Origin of the sequence: Marinobacter sp. (assembly GCF_033722195.1) — a bacterium.
GTDB lineage: Bacteria > Pseudomonadota > Gammaproteobacteria > Pseudomonadales > Oleiphilaceae > Marinobacter.
Genome location: NZ_JAWVZL010000046.1, coordinates 1 through 23,157 on the forward strand (window position 1 = coordinate 1; position 23,157 = coordinate 23,157).

Annotated in this window: 15 protein-coding genes and 1 pseudogene; 4 read left to right on the forward strand and 12 right to left on the reverse strand. The window is 63.8% G+C overall.

The features are described 5' to 3' along the window. From R3280_RS09935 to R3280_RS09980, 10 genes are all read right to left on the reverse strand, one after another. Window positions 1-851: glutamate synthase subunit beta (locus tag R3280_RS09935; protein ID WP_318998448.1), on the reverse strand; the 851-nt coding region annotated here is incomplete at its 3' end. 84 nt (window positions 852-935) lie between these two features. Next, window positions 936-5,384, reverse strand: a complete 4,449-nt coding sequence (gltB, locus tag R3280_RS09940) for a glutamate synthase large subunit (RefSeq protein ID WP_318998449.1) — start codon at window positions 5,382-5,384, stop codon at window positions 936-938. 217 nt (window positions 5,385-5,601) lie between these two features. Beyond that, a complete protein-coding gene (locus tag R3280_RS09945; RefSeq protein WP_318998450.1) occupies window positions 5,602-7,239 on the reverse strand; it encodes an AAA family ATPase in 1,638 nt (545 codons plus the stop codon). A 24-nt stretch (window positions 7,240-7,263) separates the two neighbouring features. Next, a complete protein-coding gene (gene aroB, locus R3280_RS09950; RefSeq protein WP_318998451.1) occupies window positions 7,264-8,367 on the reverse strand; it encodes a 3-dehydroquinate synthase in 1,104 nt (367 codons plus the stop codon). After that, window positions 8,360-8,926: a shikimate kinase AroK gene (gene aroK / locus R3280_RS09955; RefSeq protein WP_318998452.1), complete on the reverse strand. Its 567-nt coding sequence runs from the start codon at window positions 8,924-8,926 to the stop codon at window positions 8,360-8,362. The genes aroB and aroK overlap by 8 nt, the downstream gene beginning before the upstream one ends. Window positions 8,927-9,047: 121 nt before the next feature. Continuing rightward, window positions 9,048-11,096: a type IV pilus secretin PilQ gene (gene pilQ, locus R3280_RS09960; RefSeq protein WP_318998453.1), complete on the reverse strand. Its 2,049-nt coding sequence runs from the start codon at window positions 11,094-11,096 to the stop codon at window positions 9,048-9,050. Between the two features lie 65 nt (window positions 11,097-11,161). Next, the gene (locus tag R3280_RS09965; protein WP_318998454.1) at window positions 11,162-11,707 is read right to left on the reverse strand and encodes a pilus assembly protein PilP; all 546 of its coding nucleotides are present in this window, start codon (window positions 11,705-11,707) and stop codon (window positions 11,162-11,164) included. A 3-nt stretch (window positions 11,708-11,710) separates the two neighbouring features. Beyond that, window positions 11,711-12,322, reverse strand: coding sequence for a type 4a pilus biogenesis protein PilO (locus tag R3280_RS09970; RefSeq protein ID WP_318998455.1), 612 nt, complete (start codon window positions 12,320-12,322; stop codon window positions 11,711-11,713). Further along, window positions 12,319-12,885, reverse strand: coding sequence for a PilN domain-containing protein (locus tag R3280_RS09975; protein WP_318998456.1), 567 nt, complete (start codon window positions 12,883-12,885; stop codon window positions 12,319-12,321). The genes R3280_RS09970 and R3280_RS09975 overlap by 4 nt, the downstream gene beginning before the upstream one ends. Further along, window positions 12,885-13,949 carry a pilus assembly protein PilM gene (locus tag R3280_RS09980; protein WP_318998457.1) on the reverse strand — a complete coding sequence of 355 codons (1,065 nt, stop codon included), beginning with the start codon at window positions 13,947-13,949 and terminating at the stop codon, window positions 12,885-12,887. Before R3280_RS09980 ends, R3280_RS09975 begins: the two co-directional genes overlap by 1 nt. A gap of 185 nt (window positions 13,950-14,134) precedes the next feature. Here R3280_RS09980 and R3280_RS09985 point away from each other — a divergent pair, with 185 nt between their 5' ends. Continuing rightward, complete coding sequence (locus tag R3280_RS09985) at window positions 14,135-16,606, forward strand: penicillin-binding protein 1A (RefSeq protein WP_413468763.1); 2,472 nt, start codon at window positions 14,135-14,137, stop codon at window positions 16,604-16,606. 91 nt (window positions 16,607-16,697) lie between these two features. Here the strand turns inward: R3280_RS09985 and R3280_RS09990 are convergent, their stop codons facing one another. Both R3280_RS09990 and rpmE read right to left on the reverse strand, forming a co-directional pair. Continuing rightward, entirely contained in the window at window positions 16,698-17,963 is a 1,266-nt protein-coding gene (locus R3280_RS09990) for a malic enzyme-like NAD(P)-binding protein (RefSeq protein WP_318998459.1), read from the reverse strand. A gap of 310 nt (window positions 17,964-18,273) precedes the next feature. Then, window positions 18,274-18,498, reverse strand: coding sequence for a 50S ribosomal protein L31 (gene rpmE, locus R3280_RS09995; protein ID WP_318998460.1), 225 nt, complete (start codon window positions 18,496-18,498; stop codon window positions 18,274-18,276). A 273-nt stretch (window positions 18,499-18,771) separates the two neighbouring features. On the opposite strand from rpmE, the gene R3280_RS10000 reads away from it, so the two are divergent. The 3 genes and pseudogenes from R3280_RS10000 to R3280_RS10010 all read left to right on the forward strand — a co-directional run. Next, on the forward strand, window positions 18,772-20,949 hold the full coding sequence (locus R3280_RS10000) for a primosomal protein N' (protein ID WP_318998461.1): 2,178 nt from the start codon (window positions 18,772-18,774) through the stop codon (window positions 20,947-20,949). Between the two features lie 118 nt (window positions 20,950-21,067). Then, window positions 21,068-22,753: an arginine--tRNA ligase gene (gene argS, locus R3280_RS10005; RefSeq protein ID WP_318998462.1), complete on the forward strand. Its 1,686-nt coding sequence runs from the start codon at window positions 21,068-21,070 to the stop codon at window positions 22,751-22,753. Between the two features lie 30 nt (window positions 22,754-22,783). Continuing rightward, window positions 22,784-23,157 (forward strand): annotated as a pseudogene (locus R3280_RS10010) (sporulation protein); the annotation flags it as partial.

Sequence of the window (23,157 nt, forward strand, 5' to 3'; positions counted from 1 at the left end):
AAGTCGTCGCCTTCCTTGCTGTAGCCCAGGCGGCGGTTGACGTTGGACACCAGGAACGGCAGCGCGTCGTATACGCCGGGGAGCTCCTCACCGGGGAAACCACCCTTCATGTAGGTGTAGGTGCCCATGCCCATGAACACGGCGTCGAACTCGTCCATGATGTCTTCCATCATCACGTCCTTGCCCACCTCGGTGGACAGGCGGAACTCCACGCCCATCTCCTCGAATACCTGGCGGCGGCGGGTCATGACGGTTTTTTCCAGCTTGAACTCGGGGATACCGAAGGTCAGCAGACCGCCGATTTCCGGGTAGCGGTCAAACACCACCGGCTTGACGCCGTTACGGGCCAGGATGTCGGCACAGCCCAGGCCGGCCGGACCGGCACCGATGACGGCGACTTTCTTGTCGGTCCACTTGACGTGGGACAGGTCCGGACGCCAGCCCAGAGCAAAGGCGGTGTCGGTGATGTACTTTTCCACCGAACCGATGGTGACCGCACCGTAACCGTCGTTCAGGGTGCAGGCACCCTCGCAGAGACGGTCCTGGGGGCAGACCCGGCCGCAGACTTCCGGCAGGGAATTGGTCTGATGGCAGAGCTCGGCGGCCTTGAGGATGTTGCCCTCGGACACCAGCTTGAGCCAATTGGGGATGTAGTTGTGCACCGGGCACTTCCACTCGCAGTAGGGGTTACCGCATTCCAGGCAGCGATGGGACTGGATCGCGGCCTCCTCCTGCTTGAAGGGCTGGTAGATCTCGCCGAACTCTTTCTTGCGCTTCTTCGCCGGTACCTTCTTGGGGTCGATACGACCCACTTCGACAAACTGGAAGTCGTTGCTCAAACGTTCTTTCATCATGATGCTCTCATCAGCTCAATTTCGTGGCCACGCCCGGTCTCTGCCAGGACCGGGTCGTGGACCGACCAGCGTCTTGGGGCCTTATTCAGGGCGACCCCGGGTCGTGGCCAGCAGGCTCCGCAGGCTGGCAGCCTTGGGCTTCACCAGCCAGAAACGACCGACGTAGTCATCGAAATTGTCAAGAATATGCCCGGCCCACTCGCTGCCGGTTTCCGACACCTGCTCCCGGATCACACCGCGCAGGTGGTTCCGGTAAGGCTCCATGTCTTCACTGGAAATGCGCTGGATTTCCACGAGCTCATGGTTGTACTTGTCCACGAAGGTGTTGTTCTGGTCCAGCACATAGGCGAAACCGCCGGTCATACCGGCCCCGAAGTTGTGGCCGGTGCTGCCCAGCACGGTCACCAGACCGCCGGTCATGTATTCACAGCAATGATCACCCACACCCTCCACCACGGCGTGGGCACCGGAGTTCCGGACCCCGAAGCGCTCACCGGCGGTCCCGGCGGCAAACAGCTTGCCACCGGTCGCCCCGTACAGGCAGGTATTGCCGACGATGGAGGTTTCCTGGGACTTGAAGCTGCTGACCCGGGGCGGACGGATCACCAGCTTGCCGCCGGTCATGCCCTTGCCCACGTAATCGTTGGCATCGCCTTCCAGGTTCAGGTTCAGGCCGGACACGTTCCAGACGCCGAAACTCTGGCCGGCCGTACCGGTCAGCTCCAGGGTGATGGGCGCATCCGCCATGCCCTGGTTGCCATGGGCCTGGGCGATCTCGCCGGACAGCCGGGCGCCGATGGAGCGGTCGCAGTTGGTGACCCGGTAGGACCAGGTGCCGCCGGTCTTGTTGGCAATGGCGTCCGCCACGTCCTTGACCATCCGCTCGGCCAGCGCACCCTCGTCGAAGGGCTCGTTGCGCTCAACCTGGCAGGTATGGGGCTTGTCCGCCGGAATGTGGTCATTGGCGAGCAGCGGGGTCAGGTCCAGGCGCTCCTGGCGCGGGGTGTTCCCCGGCAGGCGCTCCAGCAGGTCGACGCGGCCCACCAGCTCCTCCAGCGAACGCACGCCCAGCCTGGCCAGCCATTCCCGGGTCTCCTCCGCCACAAACTTGAAGAAGTTCATGGCCATCTGCACCGTGCCCTTGAAGTGCTCGTCCCGCAGATACTGGTTCTGGGTGGCGACACCGGTGGCACAGTTGTTCAGGTGACAGATCCGCAGGTACTTGCAGCCCAGAGCCACCATCGGGGTGGTGCCAAAGCCGAAGCTCTCGGCGCCAAGGATGGCGGCCTTCACCACATCCAGGCCGGTCTTGATGCCGCCGTCGGTCTGCAGACGGATCTTGCCCCGCAGGTCGTTGGCCCGCAGCGCCTGCTGGGCCTCGCTCAGGCCCAGCTCCCAGGGCGAGCCGGCGTAGCGGATGGAGGTCAGCGGGCTGGCCGCGGTACCGCCGTCGTAACCGGAGATGGTGATCAGGTCGGCGTAGGCCTTGGCCACACCGGCAGCAATGGTGCCAACGCCGGGTTCTGACACCAGCTTCACCGACACCAGCGCGTTGGGGTTGACCTGCTTGAGGTCAAAGATCAGCTGCGCCAGATCCTCGATGGAGTAGATGTCGTGGTGCGGCGGCGGGGAAATCAGGGTCACCCCCGGTACCGAGTAACGCAGACGGGCAATCAGGTCGTTGACCTTGCCGCCCGGCAGCTGGCCGCCCTCACCAGGCTTGGCGCCCTGGGCCACCTTGATCTGCATGACATCGGCGCTGCGCAGGTACTCCGCGGTGACGCCAAAGCGCCCGGAGGCCACCTGCTTGATCTTGGACCGCTTCTCGGTGCCGTAACGGGCGGGATCCTCGCCGCCCTCACCGGAGTTGGAGCGACCACCCAGGGTGTTCATCGCCACCGCCAGGGCCTCGTGGGCTTCCGGCGACAGGGCACCCAGCGACATGGCGGCGGAGTCGAAGCGGGGGAAAATGGCCTCCACCGGCTCCACCTCGGAGATGTCCAGCGGCTTGATGTCCTTGCGGAATACCAGCAGGTCCCGCAGGGTGGACACCGGGCGCTCGTTCACCAGCGCGGCGTACTCGCGGTACATGCCGTACTCGCCGCTCTTGACCGCATCCTGCAGGGTGCGGATCACGTCCGGGTTGAAGGCATGGTATTCCTGGCCGTGGATGTACTTCAGGAAGCCACCCGGGGTAATGGGCTTGCGGGGTTTCCAGGCGGTGCTGGCCAGCATTTCCTGGTCCTGCTGGAAATCGAAGAAGCCGGCGCCCTGGATACGGCTGGGCACGCCCTTGAAGCACAGGTCCACCACCTCGTCGGCAATACCGATGGCCTCAAACAGCTGGGCACCGCGGTAGGAGGTAATGGTTGAAATACCCATCTTGGACAGGATCTTCAGCAGGCCCTTGTTGATGCCCTTGCGGTAGTTGTTCTTGGCGTCGATCGGATCCATCAGCACTTCGCCGGTACGGATCAGATCGTTCAGCACCTGGTAGGCCAGGTAGGGATAGACCGCGGTGGCACCGAAGCCGAACAGCACAGCGAAATGGTGCGGATCCCGGGCCCAGCCGGTTTCAACAATAATGTTGGCGTCACAGCGCAGGCCCTGGCGGACCAGGTGGTGATGCACCGCGCCGGTGGCCATGAGCGCGTTGATGGGCAGCTCGCCCTCGGTCAGCTCGTTGTCGGTCAGCACCAGCAGGACCTTGCCGTTCTTGACCGCCTGCTCGGCTTCCTGGCACACCGCCTCGATGGCCTGCTTGAGGCCCAGCTCCGGACGGTAACTCAGGCGGATCTGCGCCACCTCGAAACCGGGCCGGTCGTTGTTGACGATGCGCAGGTACTTGGCCGGCGACAGCACCGGGGTGGACAGGATGATCCGGTTGGCGTGCTCCGGGGTTTCCTCGAACACGTTGCGCTCGGCACCCAGGCAGGTTTCCAGCGACATCACGATGGCTTCCCGCAGCGGGTCGATGGCCGGGTTGGTGACCTGGGCGAACTTCTGCCGGAAATAGTCGCCGACGTGGCGGATACGGCTGGACAGCACCGCCATGGGAGTATCATCCCCCATGGAGCCCACCGCCTCCTGGCCGTTCTCAGCCAGCGGCCGCAGAACCTGGTCCCGCTCCTCGTAGGACACCATGAACATCTTCTGGTGTACCAGCAGCTGGTCGGCGTCCATCAGCTCGAAGGTGGGCGTGTCCTGGTTGAGGGTGGCCTCCACCCGCAGGCCGTTGTCCCGGAGCCAGCGCTTATAGGGCTGGCTGCTCTTCAGACGGGCGTCGATGTCCTTGGTGTGCAGCAGCTCACCGGACTCGGTGTCAATGGCAAGCATCTGGCCGGGACCGACCCGACCCTTGGCGACGACGTCTTCCGGCCGGTAGCCATAAGTGCCGATTTCCGAGGCGACGGTGAAGAAGTCGTCCTTGGTGATGACGTAGCGGGCCGGGCGCAGACCGTTACGGTCCAGCATGCAGACCGCGTAGCGGCCGTCGGTGAGCACCAGGCCGGCGGGACCGTCCCAGGGCTCCATGTGCATGGAGTTGTACTCGTAGAATGCCCGCAGCTCGGAGTCCATGGTGTCAACGTTCTGCCAGGCCGGCGGCACCATCATGCGGGCGGCACGGAACAGGTCCACGCCACCGGCCAGCAGCACCTCCAGCATGTTGTCCATACTCGAGGAGTCGGAACCGGTCAGATTGACCAGCGGCTGCAGGGTCTGCAGGTCCGGCAGGTGCGGTGAGCTGAACTTGGAGGCGCGCGCAATAGCCCAGTTGCGGTTACCGGCGACGGTGTTGATCTCACCGTTGTGGGCCAGATAGCGAAACGGCTGAGCCAGCGGCCAGCGTGGCATGGTGTTGGTGGAGAAGCGCTGGTGGAAGACGCAGATGGCGGTTTCCAGGCTCGGGTCGCCCAGGTCCTTGTAGAAGCTGGTGAGATCCGCAGGCATCATCAAACCCTTGTAGGACAGGGTCCGGTGGGACAGGCTGCAGATATAGAACTCACCGTCCTCGGTCAGATCCTTTTCGGCATGGCGACGGCCGACGAACAGGCCGATGGCGAAGTCGCGCTCACTCTTGCCGCCCGGCTCCACGAAGACCTGCTCGATGCGGGGCAGGCAATCCAGCGCCATGGGGCCCAGGCAGGCGTTGTCGGTGGGCACTTCACGCCAGCCCACCACCTCCAGACCTTGGTCAGTCAGGCAGCGCTCCACCACGGAGCGGGCATGACTGGCCCGGCCTTCGTCCCGGCTCAGGAAGATCTGGCCAACGGCGAACAGGTCACCCAGCTTCTTGCCGGTGGCCTCCTGGGCCGCCTTGCGCAGGAACGCGTCCGGCTTTTGCAGCAACAGGCCACAGCCATCGCCGGTCTTGCCATCCGCCGCGATACCGCCGCGGTGAGTCATGCAGGTCAGAGACTCGATGGCAGTTTGCAACAACTTGTGGCTGGCCTCGCCCTTCATGTGGGCGATGAGACCGAATCCGCAGTTGTCCCTGAATTCATCGGGATGATACAAACCTGTCATCATAAGCGTTCTCTCGCAAAAAAATTCTTTTCAATCAAAGGGTTGAACCGCTATTTCGATAAAACCACGCTTTGACACTGAAAATGGGGGCTGGCTATTTTACACACGTAGAACTACCTACTCAAACGATAGAGCAGCGGCAGCCATTTTACGACCTGTTGAAACGGGTGGATTCAAAGCCCCGACAGAGTGACCGCAGGCGCAGGGCCGCGGCGCAGGACTACATGTTGGCCAATGGGCGAATCCAGGGCTCAAGCTGCCGCAGTTCACGGGGTAGCGATGCGCGGTCCGCCCTGGCCTGATCGCGAGTGTCATAATTGCCATAGAATACCACAAACCAGGGTCTACCCCCTCGTTCCGTGCGGGTATAGCGCAAACCGGGCACAGATGCATGCTGGCGCAGGAAGCTCACCACCGTGGCCTCCTCGTAACCGGCGATGTATTGGGCGGTGAATCCATCGCGGCGGCGAACCGCCGCCAGAGGCTCGAAACGGTCCGCCAATGCTGGCTGGAAGGCCGCCGCCGGCTCGTTGGTCGCAGCTTCCGTTCCAGCGTCCACTTCTGAGCCTTGTTCAGCTTGAGATGCGGGCTCAGGTTCGGCCTTAGGCTCTGGCTCTGGCTCAGGTTCGGGTTCAGGCTCCGGCAGTGGCTCGAGCGTTGATTCCGTCTTTGGTTCCGGATCCGGTTCCGGCTTTGGCTCAGGTTCGGGCTGTGGTGCACGCTCAAGGAGTTCATCGGCCGGAACCGTCGGCGCGTCGGCGCTGGCCGAGGGTCCGCCGACCGCTCGGTCGGACGGCGCCGGCACCCGGGCATTTTCCTGCGCCGGCTGCTGGCCGCGACCGCTGGTGGCGGACAGCGCCCCTTCGCCGGTGCTGACCAGCACATCCGGATTGTCCGGGCCCAGACTGATAGTCTTGCGCTCCCGGACCGGCTCTTCGGCCACCTCAACCGGTGTCGCCACGGTGTCGTACTGGCGGGACACAAACCACCAGGACACAGCCAGTAAAACCAGTGCCAGGGCGGGCCACCGCAGGCCGTAGAGAGCCGGCAACCGGCGCCGCGCCGGCGGTGGCGACGCGAGGTCGAGCCACACCGCCGGCGTCACCCGTTTGAGCCGGCCAAAACTGCCCTGACTGAGTTCGTGAATTCGGCTGAGATTGCGCCCCGAGAGCAACTCCTCCACCTTGCCGCCGGCCTGCCGGACCCTGGGTTCAAGGTAGGCGCGCACCTCCTCCCGGGTCAGCGGCCGCAGATGGATCTGATAGACCCCTGGGGCATCGCCGCCGTCACCGGCGACTCCCAGCGCCTGCACCAGCTGGTCGGAGCCGGCAAACACCGGCACCGCGGCCTTGGCGGAATCGGCGGACCGGAACGCGTTCAGCAGCAACCTCAGTACGTCCTCCGGCAGCCGGTCGGCATCGTCCACCAGCAATACCAGGCGCTGGCCTTTGCGGGTGGCGGTCTCGCTCCAGCGGAAAAAGCCATGGACAGTGTCCCGGGGTGCGCCATTGCCGGCCAGAGCATGATGAGCGATGGCCAGCAGCTCACGGGACAGTGCCTGGGCGCTGGTGAGAGAAGCCGTCGGCAGGCGATGGAAGGCCAGGCGAGCAGACTCACTGCGCACCAGCTCCGCCAGGATCCGGGTCTTGCCCGCCCCTTTGGCGCCGGTCAGCAGCAGCGCCAGGTCACCAAACCCGCACAGGTGGCGCAGGGTCTCGAGGGCGTGCTGGCGCTGGGCGTCCGGGAAAAAAGGCGTCTCCATCGCGGTGGGATCACTGCGCAAGCCATAGCGCGACTGCAGGCGCGGAAACAGTCCACCAGCGTCCAGGCCGTTCAATCCCTCATCCATTGCGTTCATTCAAGCTGCCTTGCCCAATGTCCTTTAGCCAGGGTTCGCCGCGCAACAGTAATAGGCCAGGGTCGCATCGAGCGCACGGCTGTCGAATTCCGAGGTCACTGTGGCCTCGCCAAGATCCCGCAGCAGCACCAGCCGCAGGGCACCGGCGACGTTTTTCTTGTCCACCGCCATCAGATCCAGGAACCGGGCCGGGGAGATGTCCCCCGGTGGCCACTCCGGCAGGCCGGCGCGGAGAATCAGGTTGCGCGCCCGCTGCCGGTCGTTTTCAGACAGCATGCCCAGGCGCACCGACATATCCAGCGCCATCAGCATACCGGTACCCACGGCCTCCCCGTGCAGCCACTGGCCATAGCCGGCGTGGGTCTCAATGGCGTGACCAAAGGTGTGGCCCAGATTGAGGATGGCCCTCAGCCCCCCTTCCCGCTCGTCCTCCGACACCACTTCGGCCTTGCAGGCGCAGGAGCGGTAGATCGCCTCGGCCAGCGCCGCCGGGTCCCGATCCGCCAGTGCCTTGATGTTGGTTTCCAGCCAGTCCAGGAACGGCAGGTCCCGGATCAGGCCGTATTTGATCACTTCCGCCAGGCCCGCGGGCAACTCCCGTTGTGGCAGGGTGAGCAGGGTATCGGTATCGATCAGTACCGCCCGGGGCTGGTGGAAAGCTCCCACCATGTTCTTGCCCAGTGGGTGGTTGATCCCGGTCTTGCCACCCACCGAGGAGTCCACCTGGGACAACAGGGTGGTGGGAATCTGGATAAACGCCACCCCACGCTGGTAACAGGCAGCGGCAAACCCGGCCATATCCCCGATCACGCCACCGCCCAGGGCCACCAGCGTGGTGCTGCGGCTATGACGATGGGTCAACAGCGCATCAAACACCAGGTTCAGGGTCTGCCAGTCCTTGTGCTGCTCGCCATCCGGCAACACCACCGAATCCACCCGCTTGCCGGGGAAACAGGCCTTGGCCTTCTCCAGGTACAGCGGTGCCACCGTATCGTTGGTAACGATCATCACCCGGTCGCCGGTGACGAATCCGGTCAGGTCTTCGCTGCCCAGCAGGCCGTGACCGATCCGTATGGGGTAGCTCCGTTCACCGAGACCAACTTCCAGCTCGCGGACAACTTCAGGCATGCTTGTGACCTTCCTTTCTGACCTGGCGACGGTGCCGGGGTGTCTTGGGGCTGATACGGTTGATGAGCTGGCGCACCACCAGGCGGGGGCTCTTGCGATCGGTGAACATCACCACGTCCGCAAGTTCATTGTAGAGAGGGTCGCGCTCGGAAAACAGGTGGCGCAACACCGCCTCGGGATCGTCGTTCTGCAGCAGGGGCCGGTTGCGATCACGCCGGGTCCGCTCCACCTGTTGCTCGATGGAGGTCTTGAGATAGATCACCATGGCCTCGCGCTTGAGATGGGGGTGATTGTCACGCTTGAGTACGGCGCCACCACCGGTCGCCACCACCACGCCCTCCTGCTCCGCCAGTTCCGCCAGCATGGCGCCCTCGCGCTGGCGAAAGCCCTCTTCGCCCTCCACATCGAAAATCCAGGGAATATTGGCACCGCAACGCTCCTCGATCAGACGGTCGGAGTCCACGAAGCGGTAACCCAGCTCCCGGGCCAGTAGCCGGCCAATAGTACTCTTGCCCGCACCCATGGGGCCGATGAGAACGATGCGTTTTGGCAAAGACATGGCGACTGCTCTTGTGACAACCTGGCGGGTGAGAATAGCACAGAGCCCGGATTTCCATAAGATTGACCGTTCTGCGGGCACAAAAAAGCCGCCCGAAGGCGGCTTTTCCGTTCAGCCCCGATCAATCGATCAAGTCACCCTTGAGGATCTTCGGGGTGATGAAGATCAGCAGCTCACTGCGCTCGTCGATTTTCGAGTTGCGGGTGAACAGACGGCCCAGGTAGGGAATGTCTCCCAGGAAAGGCGTCTTGACGGTGGTGGTGGAGGTCTCGGACTGGAAGATACCGCCCAGCACCACAGTCTCGCCGTTACGCACCAGCACCTGGGTGGTCACCTCGTTGGTGTTGATGGCCGGGATACCGTTGGTGACTTCACCACGGCTGTCCTGGGATACGGTCAGATCCATGATGATCTTGTCATCCGGGGTGATCTGTGGCGTGACTTCCAGCGACAGGGTGGCTTCCTTGAAGGACACCGAGGTGGCGCCGCTGGAGGAGGCTTCCTGGTAGGGAATCTCTTCACCGGAGGCGATCTTGGCGGTCTGACGATCCGCGGTCACCACTTTGGGCTGGGCCACGATCTCGGCCTGGCCGTCGCTTTCGAAGGCGGACAACTCGAGGTCCACCAGGAAGTCGGTACCGATGTAGCCGAAGGACACCGAGGAGGTATTGGCGCGGCTGACGCCCAGGTCCACGTTGAGACCGCCCAGATCCAGCGGTGTACCGCCGATCGGGGTCTGGCCGATGTTGCCGCCGATACCGATGTTGTTCTCGCCACCGTTGATGTTGCCGCGACCTGCCGCGCCCCACTGCACACCCAGCTCCTCGGCCAGATCGGTCTGGGCACGAACCAGGCGGGCCTCAATCAGTACCTGACGTACCGGCACGTCCCAGGTATTCACCAGACGACGGATCTGCTCCAGCTTCTCTGCTGTCTCACGAACACTGATGGTATTGGTGCGGGCGTCGGAGGAGACGAAGCCACGGTCGGAAATCAGCTCTTCGTCAGCCTGGATCAGGGCCACGATGTCGGCAGCCTTGGCGTAGTTGACCTGGATGATGTCCAGAGTTACCGGCGCCAGCTCGGCAATCTGCTTGGTGGTTTCCAGTTCCAGACGCTCACGGGCGGCGATCTCGTCCGCCGGGGCTACCAGCAGGACGTTACCGATCTGGCGCTTGTCCAGGCCCTTGGTCTTTAGAATCAGATCCAGCGCCTGGTCCCAGGGCACGTTCTGCAGACGCAAAGTGATGCTGCCGCTGACGGTGTCACTGGCCACCAGGTTCAGGCCGGTGAAATCGGCGATCAGCTGCAGCACCGAGCGCACTTCGATGTCCTGGAAGTTGAGGGACAGCTTGTCGCCGGTGTAGGGGAACTTGTCCTCACGACGGCTCTCGGCCTCTTCCGGGGTCAGAGGCTCGACGCTGACGGTGAAGGTGTTGTCAGCCTGGTAGGCAATGTAGTCGTAGCTGCCTTCCGGGCGGATCTCAACCACTGCGTCGTTGCCTTCCATGTAGGTGTCGACACGGGTAACTGGTGTCGCGAAGTCGGTGACGTCGAGGCGGCGGCGCAGGTCCGCCGGCACGGAGGTGTCCTCCATCACCAGCCGGATGCGACCGGCCACTTCGGTGAGGTCCACCGGAGTCTTGCGGTCCGCCAGCTCGATGATCACCCGGCCCTCGCCATCCTGGCCGCGGCGGAAATCGACACTGGTGACACCCTGGTCACCACCGGAGGCGGCCTGGGACGCCTGCGCGGTGCGCTGGGTGCTGCCAGCGCTGCTGACAGCGCCGGTGCCTTCGCCGATGACCAAAACGATGCTGTCGTTGGTGCGGCTGGCGGTGTACGGAACCAGTTCCACCAGGTTGAAGATCAGCCGGGTGCGATCCTTGGTCTCCACCGCTGTCATGCTCTGGGCGTTACCGGACCCCAGGGACAGGCTGCGGGCATCCAGGCCACTGGCGGTGTCCTGCAGATCGACGACGATCCGGGCCGGCCGCTCAATGGTGTAGCCAGTCGGCTCGGGCGGCTGACCGTCGAACTTGAGAGTCACCTCGGTGCGCTCACCGGGTAACGAGGAGAAGGAGACGTCCTGAAGGGTCACAGCACTCGCCAGCCCCGACATCATTCCCAAAGCAATCACGCTGACGCACAGAGTAAGTTTTCTCAACATTGCGAGCCTCGACCCCAAACTGATTTTTTCGTGCATGTTTCTTTTAATGGACATGGTGGCGCTCCTTAACCCTCTTCATCCAGTGAAAGGGATCGGGGGCGCTCGACCCAGCCTCCCCGGCCATTGGGTACAATCTCAACCAACTCGACCCTGGTTTCGCTGACACCGATAATGCGGCCGTAATTCTGGCCCATGTAGTTACCGGTGGTGACCCGATGGACACCGCCTTCGCTGTCGGAAATCAGGGCGAAGAGGGCGTCACCGGTGCCGCTCAAGGTACCGACCATCTGAAGGGCCTTGAGATCAAAGTTCTCGAGCACTTCTTTCGGGCGATCCAGGTCCGGCTCGATGTCACTCTGCGGCTGCTGGTCCACCATGGTGAGCTGGACCTCAATGGGCGGCTCGAAGGGTGACCGGCGATCCGCCGCCGAGTAACTGAAAGCCTCGTACGCCTTGAACTCCGGCAGTGGCTCCACGTAGCCGCGCGGCTTGGCGCGGGTTTCTTCCATAAAGCGGTCGATGTCCGAAAAACCATTGCCCTGGGAACAGGCGCTCAACAATGAGGCCATGCACACACCCAGCCAGGCTTTTCCCGCATGCTGTTTTGCCATGCCTTATTCTCCAGCCCGGTAGCGGTAGGTGCGGGCCAGGACCTGCATGTCCAGCCTGTCGGCCTCACCGCCTGTAGGTTTGATGGTGAAGTCATGCAGGGTAACGATCCGCGGAAGGCTCGCCACACTGCTGACGAAGGTGGCCAGCTCATGGTACGAGCCGGATACCCGGATATTGATGGGCAGCTCGACGTAGAAGTCGCGACGCTGCTCGGGCTGGAGCTTCACTTCCTGCAACGCCAGACCACTGCCGACGGCGGTGTTGGTGATGTCTTCCAGCAGGCCCGGAACCTCGGTGTCACTGGGGAGCTGTTTGACCAGGGCCCCGAAGGTCTCCTCCATCTCCACCATCTGGTTCTTGAAGACTTCCAGGTTTGCCACCCTGTAGGCCTTTTCCTCGTACTGCTTGCGCAGCTCCGATTCCTTCTGCGTGACCTGCTCGAGCTGGACGTACTGGTCCTTGATGAAGAACCAGTAACCGCCACCCAGGATCAGGCCGAAGATGATCAGCAGCACGATGGCCTTGATGGGCGCTGGCCAGATACCGGCGTTGTTGACGTCCAGGTCGTTGATATCGAATTCATTGAGGCTTTTCAGCGAGTCCGCGAGGCTCATTTTGCTTCCTCCCCTTCGGGCTCAGGTGTTTTCTGCTGTACAGAAAGGTTGAACTGGCTGTAGCCGGCCCGGGCGCCATCAGCGGCCGCCACGTTGGTCAGGTTCGGGTTGTTGAACCAGTCCGATTCCTCGAAGCGGCGCATCAGCGCGGAAATCCGGCTGTTGGACTCGGCCATGCCAACGATCGCCAGGGTTTCGCCGCTCTTCTTCAGATCGGTGTAGTAGAGCCCTTCCGGCAGGGTTCTGACCAGCTCGTCAAAGACCCGCACGATGACCGGGCGCTTGCCCTGCAGGTCCTGGATGACCCGCATCCGCGCCAGCAGCTCGTCGCGCTTGCGCTTGAGGTCCTCGATTTCCTTGATCTGGGTGTCCAACTGCTTCATGGCGGTCTGGATATAGGCGTTGCGGGATTCCTGGTAGGCGATCCGGGCGTCCATGTCGCTCTTCCACAGGAAGGCCAGGCCGGCGGCCACGATCACTGCCCCCAACAGCATCACCACGAACTGCTGCTGCTTCTCGGCGCGAAGCTCCTCACGCCACGGTCTTAGGTTGATTTTTGCCATCAGTCGAAACTCCTCATGGCAAGTCCGCAGGCGATCATCAACGATGGAGCATCGTTACTGAGCGCGGACGCATTGACACGGGAGCCGACCGCCATATCGGCAAACGGATTGGCAACCACAGTCGCCGTTCCGGTTTTCTCTTCCACCATTTCGGTCAAACCCTGAATTGAGGCCGTACCGCCGGCGAGGATCACGTAATCCACGGCGTTGTACTGGCTGGCGCCAAAAAAGAACTGCAGCGCTCGGGCCACCTGCTGGACGACCGCCTCGCGGAAGGGTGCAAGCACCTCCGCCTCGTAGTCGTCCGGCAGGCCGCCCTGCTTCTTGGCCAGGCCGGCTTCTTCCAGGGACAGGCCGTAACGGCGCTGGATTTCCTCGGTAAGCTGCTTGCCGCCAAAGATCTGCTCGCGGGTGTAAACGGTCTTGCCATCCGCCAACACGCTGAGGGTGGTCATGGTGGCACCCACATCCACCACCGCCACCACCAGCTCCTCGCCCTGGCTGTCGAGCTGGGGCTCGATCAGGGAGAAAGCGCGCTCCAGGGCATAGGCTTCCACGTCAACGATCTTTGCGGACAGCCCGGCGATGCCGAGGGCGTCCTCACGGATGTCGACATTTTCCTTGCGGCAGGCGGCCAGCAGCACGTCCACCTGGTCGGGGTTGGTTTCGGAGGGACCCTGGACCTCGAAGTCGATGGCCACCTCGTCCAGCGGATACGGAATGTACTGGTCGGCCTCGAGTGCGATCTGGTCCTCCATCTCGAACTCGTTGAGACCGCCGTTCATCTGGATGAGCTTGGTGATGACCGCTGAGCCGGATACCGCCACAGCAGCCTGCTTGACGCCGGAACGCGCCTTGCTGGCCACCCGCTTGAGGGCCTCGCCGACAGCTTCCACATCCGTGATGTTTTTCTCGACTACAGCGTTGGCGGGCAGTGGCTCCACTGCGTAGCTTTCGACCCTGTAGCGCTCGCCCTGTTTCGAGAGCTCTAGCAGCTTGACGGAGCTGGAACTGATGTCCACACCCAGTACAGCATTGGATTTCTTACCGAACAATCCGAACACGCGGTCACCCTATACCTGGATACTTGCACCCGGTTTCATGTTTTTTAATTAAGAGAATTTCTATCGCTTTACGGCTACAATGCCAGTTCGCTTGTTTTGAGAGGCTCTGCAGTGACGAGACATACTCGTCCTTCCTAAAGCAATTTCTCAAATGATAGACCTATATCCAACAGTTGTCAGAAAAAATGTCCCGAATCTTCCGCACATCACGCGTCCTTCTCTGGTTACTTCTCGCTGGCGCGAGCGTCGCCATCATGATGGCCTCGAGTTTCTACCTGTATCTTCGGCCGGGACTGCCTTCCGTTGAGCAACTGACGGACATCCAGCTTCAGACGCCTTTGAGGGTCTACAGCGCGGATGAGAGATTAATAGCAGAATTCGGTGAAAAGAGAAGGGCACCAGTCACAATCGAACAGATCCCAACAATCCAGTTACAAGCCTTTCTGGCAGCGGAAGACGCACGTTTCTACGAGCACTTCGGGGTCGACTTCAAAGGCCTGATGCGGGCTGCAATCGAACTGGTCACCACCGGCAGTATCCAGTCCGGGGGCAGCACCATCACAATGCAGGTTGCAAAAAATTACTTTTTGTCACGCGACCGGACCTTTATACGCAAGTTCAACGAGATACTCCTGGCTCTTCAGATCGAGCGTGAACTGCCGAAAAACCAGATCCTGGAGCTCTACCTGAACAAGATCTACCTGGGCAACCGGGCCTATGGCATCGAGTCCGCGGCTCGGGTCTATTACGACCGCAGCGTGGCCGAGCTGAGCCTCGCCCAGATGGCCATGCTGGCCACCCTTCCCAAGGCGCCTTCTGCCTACAACCCGATCGCCAACCCGGAGCGGGCGCTGATCCGCCGCAACTGGGTCCTGGGCCGGATGAAGGAACTGGGCTTTATCACCGAGGACGCCTACACCCTGGCCTCGTCCGCTCCGGTGACGGCCAGCTATTACGGCCCCGCCACCGAGATCGACGCCGACTACGTGGCGGAAATGGCCCGCGCCGATATGGTGGAGCGCTACGGCGAGGCCGCTTACACCGACGGCTACAAGGTCATCCTCACCGTTGACAGCGAGTCCCAGCAGGCCGCCACCGAGGCCCTTCGTGCCGGGCTCGAGGAATACGACCGCCGGCACGGCTACCGGGGGCCCGCTGGCACCATCGCCCTGGAGTCGGTCGACGAGGAAACCCTGATGGACGCCCTCGACCGCTACCCGCGGGTGGAGGGCCTGTTCCCGGCGGTGGTCACCGAGGTGAACGAGACCGGCGCCACCCTGCGCTCGCCAAGGTTCGAGACAGTAACCATGGCGTTCGACACCATGACCTGGGCCCGGGAATACATCAACGAGGACCGGATGGGCCCGGAGCCGGAAAAACCGGCGGATGTGGTCAGCAAGGGGGACGTGGTCTATGTCCGCCCGATTATCGATGACGCCCCAGAACCCGAGGCCCAGGCCATACCTGACGATCCCGATATGGAAGCGGAGCCCGAGGTCACCCGGGTTGCCCTGGCCCAGGTTCCTGCGGTGCAGGGCGCCCTGATCTCACTGGCCGCCAAGACCGGCGCCATCGAGGCCTTAAGCGGTGGCTACAGCTTCAGCCAGAACAAGTACAACCGCGCCACCCAGGCCCGCCGCCAGCCCGGCTCCACCTTCAAGCCATTCCTGTACCTGTCGGCCCTGGAGCGGGGCATGACCCCGGCCACCCTGTACAACGATGCGCCCATCGTTTTCGACGACATTGACCTGGAAACCACCTGGCGGCCCCAGAATTCCTCCGGGCAGTTCTACGGACCGACCCGGCTTCGCGAAGCCCTGTACCGCTCCCGCAACCTGGTGTCCATCCGGCTGCTGCGGGACCTGGGTATCGACAGCACCGTGGACTACCTGGACCAGCTGGGCATACCCACCAGCGGCATGCAGCGGGACCTGTCCATGGCCCTGGGCAGCGGCAACCTGACCCCAATGGACGTGGCCCGCGGTTTCGCGGTCATAGCCAACGGCGGCTACGACGTCCAGCCTTACCTGATCGACCGCATCCTTGATGACAAGGATCGGGTCGTCTACCAGGCTCCGCGGGTGGTTCTGTGCGACAGCGACTGTGAGCAAGTGGCCGACAGCCAAACCGGTGAAAGCGCCACGCCCGATGTACGGGTGGCGGAAAGGCTGGCGGACGAGCGCTCGGTCTATATTCTGCACTCCATGCTGCGGGACGTGATCAAGCGTGGTACCGGCCAACGGGCGCGTGCCCTGGGCCGTGACGATATCGCCGGCAAAACCGGGACCACCAACGAGCAGCGGGACGCCTGGTTTGCCGGCTTCAACCATAACCTGGCCACCACCGTCTGGGTGGGCTTCGACCAGCCCCGGTCACTGGGCCGCTCGGAGTATGGTGCCACCGCCGCCCTGCCGATCTGGCTGGACTACATGGAAGTGGCGCTGGCGGATGAGCCGCCGGCCTACATGCCCCAACCCAACGGCATCGTCAGCATCCGCATCGACCCGGAAACCGGTGAGCGCGCGCGGCCGTCCCAGTCGGACGCCATTTTCGAACTCTTCCGGGAGGAGGACGCGCCGGCGCCGCTCACCGCCAACGACAGCGATGGCGGCGGCGACAGCGAGAACTACGACGATCTTCCCCAGGAACTCTTCTGACCGGCAGACCGCCGGCATCGACCACCGCTAACAGGCGGGCATAAAAAAACCGGCGCAATCTGCGCCGGTTTTTTGTTCCGCCAGCCGCCCCTTACTTGATGTCCTGCATGGACGTCAGCGGGTAGTGGGCCGGGTACGGGTGACGCGCCACGCCGGAGTCGACCGCGGCACGGGCCACAGCAGCCGGGACCACTTCCAGCAGCCGCACATCCATGGGCTTGGGAATGATGTACTCGCGACCGAATTCGAAGCTGTCGACGCCGTAGGCCTCGCAGATCTCCTTGGGTACCGGCGCCTTGGCCAGCTCGCGGATCGCGTGCACCGCCGCCACCTTCATTTCCTCATTAATGGCGGTGGCGCGTACGTCCAGGGCACCGCGGAAAATGAACGGGAAGCCCAGCACGTTGTTGACCTGGTTGGGGTAGTCGGAACGACCGGTCGCCATGATCAGGTCGTCACGGGCCGCCAGGGCCACCTCCGGGCTGATTTCCGGATCCGGGTTGGAACAGGCGAACACGATCGGGTTGGGCGCCATCTTCTTCAGGCACTCCACCGGGAACAGGTCAGGACCGGACAGGCCCAGGAACACGTCGGCACCGTCGATAGCGTCTTCCAGGGTTCGCTTGTCGGTCTCGTTGGCGAACATCGCCTTGTACTGGTTGAGGTCATCGCGACCAGCGTGGATCACACCCTTGCGATCCAGCATGTAGATGTTCTCGGAGCGCATGCCGCAGCTGATCAGCAGCTTCATGCAGGCAATGGCAGCAGCACCGGCGCCCAGGCAGACGATGGTGGCCTCTTCCACTTTCTTGCCCTGCAGCTCCAGGGCGTTCAGCATACCGGCCGCGGTCACAATGGCGGTACCGTGCTGGTCATCGTGGAAAATGGGGACGCTGCACTTCTCGATCAGGGCGCGCTCGATCTCGAAGCACTCGGGCGCCTTGATGTCTTCCAGGTTGATACCACCGAAGGTATCTGCAATGCGCTCAACGGTCTCGATGAAAGCCTGGGGACTCTCGGAGTTGACTTCGATATCGAACACGTCGATACCGGCAAAACGCTTGAACAGGACACCCTTGCCTTCCATGACCGGCTTGCTGGCCAGCGGCCCGAGGTTGCCCAGGCCGAGGATGGCGGTCCCGTCGGAGATGACGGCCACCAGGTTACCTTTGCCGGTGTACTTGTAGGCGTTCTCGGGGTCTTTTGCGATCTCGCGGACCGGCTCTGCAACCCCGGGGCTGTACGCCAGAGACAAGTCGCGGGAAGTCTGGGTGGGCTTGGTGATTTCGACACTCAGCTTTCCAGGCCGCGGCTTGGCGTGATATTCAAGGGCTGCTGCTTTCAGATCTTGAGACATTGCCACTGTTCCGTTTGTCACGTTGAAAGGACGGAGATACGTTGTCACTGGCGGCCCACCCGCCCCTGAGGGGTCGGGCCCAGAGCCCGGCGTGCCTTGATCGGCAGTCTGCCAGCGCTGCTCTCTTCTTGTCCCGCCAGCGAGGGGCCGGCGGTAGCGCGCCATTATGGCCTGTGGGCCAGGTTCAGACAAGGCCGCTGTGCATTCCACGACCAGCGCCGGGGGGCCGGAACGCCAGCTCCAGACATAAAAAAAGCGCGCCTTCCGGCGCGCTTTTCTGGCATCCCGCGGGGATGAGTGGACCCAAGGCTCAGGCCTTCTTGCCACCAGCGATACGACCACCGAAGCGCTTCTGGAAGCGATCGATACGGCCGCCGGTGTCCATCACCTTCTGCTTGCCGGTGTAGAACGGATGGCACTGGGAGCAAACGTCCAGCTGCAGATCACGACCCACGGTGGAACGGGTCTGGATGACGTTACCGCAGCTGCAAGTGGCGGTAATGTCCTGATACTTGGGATGGATACCTTCTTTCATGGGGAAAACCTCTGTCGGCCGTGCCGCCACCTGATCAACCTCCGGATTTCCGGATCGGACTGCCAGGCACCGCATCGTTTGAATCAATGGGAAAGACGGGGCACAATCTGCCCAGCCCAAAACAGACCGCGAATCTTACTTGCAAAGCCGGAGTGACGCAAGCGCCCGGCCGCTGGTGTGATCCGCACTTTCCAGTACCCGTGCCGCGCCGACAACCCTGTCTGGTCCGGTCGGGGCCGACACCACCCGAACCACCCCGACCCGGAGCCCGACTTGAGCCGATCCGTCCGCATAGCCCTGGCCCGCCCGATCAGGCGCCTGTTCGACTATCTGGCGCCTGAGCAGACTGAGGTCCAGGCCGGCCAGCGGGTGCAGGTGCCCTTCGGGCGCCAGACCTGTGTCGGCCTGGTGGTGGACCCCCGGGCCACCGCGCCCGCCGGCATCAGCCTCAAACCCATTCGCTCGGTCCTGGAGGACTGGCCCGCGCTGCCCGCCGAAACTCTCGCCCTGCTGACCTGGGCCGCCAGTTATTACCAGCATCCGTTGGGTGAGTGCCTGTTTCATGCCCTGCCTCCGGCCCTCAGACGCGGCCGCCCGGCCCAGCGCCGCCAGCAGGCCCACTGGCAGGTCTGCGCCGACAGCGATGGCGGCCTGCCCGGCAATGCCCGGCGTCAGCAGGCATTGCTGCATTGGCTGAGGGCCCAGACCGGTCCCCGCTCCACCGCGGACATCCTGCACAAGGGCTTCAGCCGGGCCCAGCTAAAGGGCCTCGAGGACAAGGGCCTGATCCGGCAGGTGCAGGCCGGCGCCGGCCTTGACGCCGCAGTGTCGGAATCCGAGCAAGGCACCCTGCCCGCGCTGTCCGCCGCCCAGCAGGCGGCGTTCGAACAGTTGCCCGCCCCGGCTGAGGGTTTCAGGGCCAGCCTGCTCTATGGCATTACCGGCAGCGGCAAGACCGAGATCTACCTTCATTATCTGCAACACTACCTGCCAGAAAACGGCCAGGCCCTGATCCTGGTGCCGGAGATCAACCTGACGCCGCAGACTGTCGCCCGCTTCCGGGCCTGCCAGGGGGACCGGATCGCGGTCTGGCACTCGGCCCTCAATGACAGCGAGCGCCTGGACACCTGGCTGAGGGTCCGGGAGGGCGAGCCGGTGGTGGTGATCGGCACCCGCTCGGCAGTGATGCTGCCTTTCACCGATCTCAAGACCATCGTGGTGGACGAGGAGCACGACAGCTCCTACAAACAGGGTGAAGGCTTCCGCTACTCGGGCCGTGACCTGGCGGTGTACCGCGCCAGCCTCAACCGCTGCCCGGTGATTCTCGGCTCCGCGACGCCGTCACTGGAGTCATTGCACAATGCCCACTGCGGCAAGTACCGGCTGGTCCGGCTGGAGGAGCGTGCCGGCCCGGCCCTGCCACCGGACATCCGGTTGCTGGACATCCGCAGCCGGCCGCTGGAGGGCGGCCTCTCGGCCCCGGCCCTGCAGGCCATCGATGACTGCCTCAAGGCCGGCAACCAGGCCCTGGTGTTCGTCAATCGCCGTGGCTATGCCCCGGTGATGATGTGCTTCGACTGTGGCCACATGCTGGAATGCCCCCGTTGCGACACCCGCCTCACCTATCACCGGCGTGACCGCGCCATGCGCTGCCACCACTGTGATTTCCAGATGGCCGCCAGCGACCACTGCCCCAGCTGTAGCAGCGAAGCCTTCAAGCCCATCGGCCAGGGCACCGAGCGCACCGAGGACGTCCTTGCCGAGCGCTTTGCCGACACCCCGGTGATCCGCGTGGACCGGGACAGCACTCAGCGCCGTGGCAGCATCCAGGCCATTATTGAAGAGGTCCGCAGCGGCGAACCCTGCATCCTGGTGGGCACCCAGATGCTGGCCAAAGGCCACGATTTTCCCAAGGTCACCCTGGTGGTGGTGGTGAACGCCGACGGCGGCCTGTTCAGCGTCGATTTCCGCGCCCCGGAGCAGATGACCCAGACCCTGCTGCAGGTCAGCGGCCGTGCCGGTCGCGGGCAGGTACCCGGCCGGGTACTGATCCAGACCTGCCATAGCGACCATCCGCTGCTGCGGGGCCTGAGTGTCGGCCACTACCTGCCGCTGGCCGAACAGCTGCTGGCGGAGCGGGAAAGCGGCCGGTTTCCGCCCTTTCGCGCCATGGCCATGGTGCGGGCGGAAGCCGCCACCATGGCTGACAGCCTGGCGTTCCTGGACCAGGCCCGCCCCCACCTGGAGGATCCCGGCATCGAGCTGTGGGGACCGCTGCCAGCGGTGATGGCCCGGCGGGCGGACCGGCACCGGGCCCAGCTGGTGCTGCAGTCCACCAGCCGGGGCCGCCTCAACCAGCGCCTCGCCCAGCTGTGCCAGGTGCTGGAGGACAAACGCCTGCCTGGTGGCCTGCGTTGGCAGGTGGACGTGGACCCGCTGGAGACCGGCTGAGGGCCGGCTGGCCGCCGGCGCATTGAGTCCCCCCGCCCTTTCCGCGATAATAGCGCCCCTTGACCCCGGGCCCGCCCCACGGCCCCAAATTTGCCGATCAATCGAGCCGTCCGACAGCATGAAAGAAACCGTTACCCAACTCCTTGAGTCTGCCCTGGCATCGCTGGTGGCCGAAGGCGTTCTGCCCGCAGATGCCGAGTTCACCCCCACTGTCGGCAACACCAAGGACAAGGCCCACGGCGACTACGCCTGCAACATCGCACTGGTGGCCGCCAAGTCCGCCGGCTGTGCGCCACGGCAACTGGCCCAGGCACTGATTGACCACCTGCCACCGAGCAAGGCGGTGGAGAAGGTGGAGATTGCCGGCCCCGGGTTCATCAACTTTTTCATGAGCACCGCCAGTGCCTTCGGCGTGGTGGCGGACATCCTGGCCCAGGGCGAGCAGTTTGGCCGCAACAACAGCGGCCAGGGCGAGCGGGTGCAGGTGGAATTCGTCTCCGCCAACCCCACCGGGCCGCTGCATGTGGGCCACGGTCGCGGTGCCGCCATCGGTGACTGCCTGTGCCGGCTGCTGGAAGCCAACGGCTATCAGGTGACCCGGGAATTCTACTACAACGACGCCGGCGCCCAGATCAGCAACCTGGCGCTCTCCGCCCAGGCCCGCATCAAGGGCCTGACACCGGAGGACGCCGGCTGGCCGGCGGACGGCTACCGCGGCGAGTACATTTCCGACCTGGCCGGCGCCTACCTGGCCGGCGAAGTGGTGGTGGCGGACGACCGGGAAGTCACCGGCAAGGGCGACCCGGACGACCTGGACGCCATCCGTGAATTCGCCGTGGCCTACCTGCGCCGGGAGCAGGACCTTGACCTGAAAGCCTTCGGCGTGGAGTTCGACGTCTACTTCCTGGAATCCTCCCTCTATGAGGACGGCAAGGTGGAAGCCACCGTCCAGCGCCTCACCGAGAACGGCTACACCTACGAGCACGAGGGCGCCACCTGGCTGCGCACCACCGAGTTCGGTGACGACAAGGACCGGGTGATGCGCAAAAAGGACGGCGGCTATACCTACTTCCTGCCGGACGTGGCCTACCACCTGGACAAGTGGCAGCGGGGCTTCACCACCGTCATCAACGAACAGGGTGCCGACCACCACTCCACGGTGACCCGGGTACGGGCCGGCCTGCAGGCGCTCAAGGCGGGCATTCCCGAGGGCTGGCCCGAGTACGTGCTGCACCAGATGGTGATGGTGACCCGCTCCGGCCAGGAGGTGAAGATCTCCAAGCGGGCCGGCAGCTATGTCACTGTCCGCGACCTGATCGACGAGGTGGGCCGGGATGCCACCCGCTTCTTCCTGGCGGCCCGCCGGGTGGATTCGCAACTGACCTTCGACATCGACCTGGCCCGGTCCCAGACCAATGAGAACCCGGTCTATTACGTCCAGTATGCCCACGCCCGGGTCTGCAGTGTGCTGCGCAAGCTCGGCGAACTGGGTATCAGCCGCGGCCGGAACGAGTGCCTTGGCGATCTCTCGCGCCTGGAGCTGGATGAAGAGAAAGACATCGCCAACCAGCTGGCCCAGTATCCCGAGCTGGTGAGCAATGCCGCCGCCCAGCGGGAGCCCCATCACCTGACCCACTACCTGCGGGAACTGGCCGGGCGCTTCCACACCCACTACAACGCCCACAAGGTGCTGATCGAGGATACCGAACTGCGGGATGCCCGGGTCAGCCTCTACCTGGCGGTGCGCCAGGTGATCGCCAACGGCCTCGGCCTTCTGGCCGTCAACGCCCGGGAAGAAATGTAAGCCAACCAGCGGTCAGGACAGCGTCATACCATGCCACGCGATTACGCCAAGAAACCACGCCCCCAGGGCCCCCGTGGCGGCCAGCCCACCACACCCCGCAAGCCGGCCCGGCGGCCAGCCGCCAAGCCCAGGCAGGCGTCAGCGCCGAACCGAGGCCAGTCCGGCGGGCTGTCGCTGAAATGGATCCTGTCGCTGGCGGCGGTGGGCGGCTTCATCGGTTTTATTGCCTACCTCAACTCCCTGCCCGCTCCGGCACCGGAGCAGCCGGCAGTCACCGCGCCCGCCAAGCAGCCGCCAAAGACCCCCGCGCCCACCGCCAAGGAAGACGGCGGCTTCCGCTTCTACGACATACTGCCGGATTCCGAGGTGGTCCCCCCCAAGGTGGAGGAGTACAGCCCGGCCCC

Coding starts and splice junctions, on each gene's coding strand:
- pilQ (WP_318998453.1), bottom strand. CDS start 11,096: ATGTTGAGAAAACTTACTCTGTGCGTCAGCGTGATTGCTTTGGGAATG.
- rpmE (WP_318998460.1), bottom strand. CDS start 18,498: ATGAAAGAAGGTATCCATCCCAAGTATCAGGACATTACCGCCACTTGC.
- R3280_RS09965 (WP_318998454.1), bottom strand. CDS start 11,707: ATGGCAAAACAGCATGCGGGAAAAGCCTGGCTGGGTGTGTGCATGGCC.
- argS (WP_318998462.1), top strand. CDS start 21,068: ATGAAAGAAACCGTTACCCAACTCCTTGAGTCTGCCCTGGCATCGCTG.
- R3280_RS09990 (WP_318998459.1), bottom strand. CDS start 17,963: ATGTCTCAAGATCTGAAAGCAGCAGCCCTTGAATATCACGCCAAGCCG.
- R3280_RS09975 (WP_318998456.1), bottom strand. CDS start 12,885: ATGGCAAAAATCAACCTAAGACCGTGGCGTGAGGAGCTTCGCGCCGAG.
- R3280_RS09945 (WP_318998450.1), bottom strand. CDS start 7,239: ATGAACGCAATGGATGAGGGATTGAACGGCCTGGACGCTGGTGGACTG.
- aroB (WP_318998451.1), bottom strand. CDS start 8,367: ATGCCTGAAGTTGTCCGCGAGCTGGAAGTTGGTCTCGGTGAACGGAGC.
- gltB (WP_318998449.1), bottom strand. CDS start 5,384: ATGATGACAGGTTTGTATCATCCCGATGAATTCAGGGACAACTGCGGA.
- R3280_RS09985 (WP_413468763.1), top strand. CDS start 14,135: ATGTCCCGAATCTTCCGCACATCACGCGTCCTTCTCTGGTTACTTCTC.
- aroK (WP_318998452.1), bottom strand. CDS start 8,926: ATGTCTTTGCCAAAACGCATCGTTCTCATCGGCCCCATGGGTGCGGGC.
- R3280_RS09970 (WP_318998455.1), bottom strand. CDS start 12,322: ATGAGCCTCGCGGACTCGCTGAAAAGCCTCAATGAATTCGATATCAAC.